General features: G+C 41.8%; 2 protein-coding genes. Both read left to right on the top strand.

Annotation, left to right across the window (positions count from 1 at the left end; all coding sequences use genetic code 11):
* A partial coding sequence (locus ACRCJ0_RS12540; protein ID WP_431390640.1) for a hypothetical protein occupies nucleotides 1-711 on the top strand: 711 nt, incomplete at its 5' end.
* Nucleotides 712-724: 13 nt separating this feature from the next.
* On the top strand, nucleotides 725-1,921 hold the full coding sequence (locus ACRCJ0_RS12535) for a hypothetical protein (protein ID WP_431390639.1): 1,197 nt from the start codon (nucleotides 725-727) through the stop codon (nucleotides 1,919-1,921).
* The last annotated feature ends 207 nt before the right edge of the window (nucleotides 1,922-2,128 follow it).

The raw sequence follows: 2,128 nt of genomic DNA, 5'->3' as shown, positions 1-2,128 counted from the left end.
AGAAACGTCAGGACAAGCTTTATGGCGATTGCATCCGGAAATACCTCGGATTACCCCTTCCCTATTACCAATTTAGCCTCTGCTTTTGATGATAGCATGGCCTTTACCATGATTATTGGGGCCACTGGTTTTGCATTACTCGCTTATTCGGTCTTTTCCTGGATTCGTGACTGGCACTTTCAGGGAAACTTTATTTACCGATTGTTAACCCTACCTGGAAACCGGGCACCAATTGCATATGCCAAGTTAATCTCTACTTTAATCATGATGGCTGGGATTTTGATTTTACAATTGGTCGTATTCTATGTTGCAAACGCCGCTTTTTCTATCATGTTTGCTGATAGCTACACCACGATACCCGTTCTCATTCAACTTGCAACCAAAATGCAGACGAGTTTAGTCTTGTTCCCGCCTTACCCAGGACAAACCTTTCTGACTTATGGTGGTGGCCTATGGTTCTTATTCACCTTAATGAATAGCATGATCATTTTACTTAGTGCGAAAGGTTATACTTGGACGCGAACTTTATTAACAATCGTCATTTACTGGGTAGTATCCATTGCCCTTGTCTACCTGATGGGCTTTTCAACACTCACTATGCCACTTACTGCGACAGAAGGGACTATTATCGTCTTAGTCTTCATTTATGCCGCAAATATGATCAACGGTTATATGATGTCATGGTTGATGAACCATTATGTCAGTATTTAAGAAAGGAGGTATCATGATGAAAATGCGTAAACAAAACTGGCTGACACTTATTTTCCTAGTGGTAATTGCTGGCGTGTCCTTATTCGTCTGGCTTGGGGTTGGCACTTTTAAACCTGTTAAGGTAACTAGTGTAAACCCTGAAGTTAGCGGGCAAGAAACCCAAGCATCGAGTCTTTATCTAACAAGCGAAGACGATCAGAATTCAATTCATTGGATCCCCCTATCAAGACGAGGAGACGCGCTAATTCCTACGACCAACGCTAGTTACGGTATGTTTAGCGCCCAAGTCCAAGACGCGGTCTACAAAAACTTCTCCTTGTTCGACCGGCCAAACTTGTCCAATTCCCGATTGATTTTGGAGAATGATGACCTACAATTATGGCAGGCTGATACCCTCTTAGGTGATAGCAAAGCCCAGTTAAACTTGACTCTGATTCAAAAAAATGATGAGGGCAACTGGACCTATACCATACCCTCTTATCAGTTAGACCAAGCGGACCGGACTGGTAACACCTTGATGTCAATCGCTGAAGATGACACGACCATTTACCTGGTATACGCTTTCCTACAAGACTACGACCAAGCCAATTATTTAAAAACCTTTGAATTAAACAAGGAAAATGGCGAAATCACGGAAGCTACTACCATGGACAATGCGAGTTATGAATTGTACTCAGGCAGCGTTGATGGCTTAAACCAGAATCCTAAGTACCACTTGTTGCCGATAGCGGCAACAAATAACGAAGACAGTGAGGGCTATATCTCTCCAACTACTTATGAGATTATCAATCCAACAAACGGTAACAAACAATCCATGGACACGTCATCATTAGTAAGTGCTTTAGAAGAACAATCTGGTGAAACCAACCTTACGCCGATGATTATTGAAGATAAAATCTTTGTCTTAACCAATAATTATGTGGAGAATGACTACGGTAGCTTTCCTAGTCAATTAAGTATTTACGCTTACGACATGGAGAGTCAAAACTTTGACCAAGTATGGCAGTCAGACCTTGAACAAGCCCCTGACTACTACATTGACAATGGCTATATCTTCCAAACCATTGCAGATGGCAAAACAGGCCAATTGCAACGAGTGGATATTACCACTGGTGAAACGACCACTGTAGAAGAATATACTATAGAAGAAAACAGTCCATATTCTTTCGCAAAAATCACCAGTGTTGAAGAACAACAATTCCTTCAATAAGAAAATAATGTCATGAAAAATCTTAAAAAGGTGGCCTGGAAAGATTCCAGACCACCTTTTTCGTATGCACCTATATTTATACCAATGCCAAAGCTGGTTTCACCTGGTCTTTGTAGCCAGCTACCTCACTTGAATGACAGTAGACAAAGTGGTCAGGGGCCACTTCAACTAGGCTACAGTCAGCCCATTGATCCCCACCAAACCAGT

The organism is Aerococcus sp. L_32, from assembly GCF_050689315.1.
This window is presented reverse-complemented; position numbering and strand designations above follow the sequence as displayed.

Bases quoted from the DNA above. Each gene is read 5' to 3' on its own strand.
- ACRCJ0_RS12535 (WP_431390639.1), top strand. From the start codon at position 725: ATGATGAAAATGCGTAAACAAAACTGGCTGACACTTATTTTCCTAGTG.